We start from the raw sequence: 893 nt of genomic DNA, 5'->3' as shown, positions 1-893 counted from the left end.
TGAGCCTTTTTCGGCCTCGCGTGGGTGATGAGGCGTTGGGCTGACACCGTGGTGAAGCCTCTGGTAGATGGGTTTTCAACCAAGAGAGCCGTCTCCACCAGAGGCTTCGCATGCTTGTCTACCCGTCCGGGATCGACGTGTCCCGTTCCGCCCTGCGTTTGCTGTCCGCCCGCCTGCGGGACCATCGCCGGCAACGCGGCACCCGCTGGAGGCGGCTGACCCCGGTCGTCAGGCCCTGATGGCACTCGCCTATCTGCGGTTCGGGCACACCTACGCCCAGCTCGCCGTCGGGTTCAGCATCAGCACCACCACCGCCTACAGGTACGTCGCCGAGGCCGTCGATGTGTCCTGGCCGCTCTCGCACCCACCCTCACCGAGGCGATGAAGACCGCCGCCAACAAGGCATTCGTGATTCTGGACGGCACACGGCTGCCGATCGACCGGATCGCCGCCGACCGGCCCTTCTGCTCGGGGAAACACAAGAAGGACGGCATGAACGTGCAGGTCATCGCCGACTCGGCGGGACGGCTGCTCTGGGCGGCCCCAGCACTGCCCGGAGCCGTCCACGACATCAAGGCCGCGCGAACCCACGGCATCTTCGACGCCCTGGAAGAAGCTGGCGCGAAGTGCTGGGCGGACAAGGACTACCGCGGCGCCGGCGGCACCGTACGCCTACCGTACTGGGGCCGCTGGGAAACGCTCTCCGCAGGCCAGCAAGCCGTCAACCGCTCGCACGCGAAGATCCGCGCACTTGTCGAGCAAGCGATGGCCACCCTCAAGACCTGGCGGCTTCTACGCAAACCGCGGTGCTCCACCACACGCACCACCAGCCTCGTCCAAGCCGTCCCACCCTGCACCTGACCCGCCCAAACTGAGGTTGGAAAACGCTAAGT

1 pseudogene is annotated in these 893 nt (G+C 66.5%); it reads left to right on the top strand.

Annotated features, from left to right (window positions below):
* The first annotated feature begins 110 nt into the window (after window positions 1-110).
* A pseudogene (locus LG396_RS38790) lies at window positions 111-875 on the top strand (transposase family protein).
* The last annotated feature ends 18 nt before the right edge of the window (window positions 876-893 follow it).

The organism is Streptomyces aculeolatus (genome assembly GCF_020400605.1).
Lineage (GTDB): Bacteria > Actinomycetota > Actinomycetes > Streptomycetales > Streptomycetaceae > Streptomyces > Streptomyces aculeolatus.
This window is presented reverse-complemented; position numbering and strand designations above follow the sequence as displayed.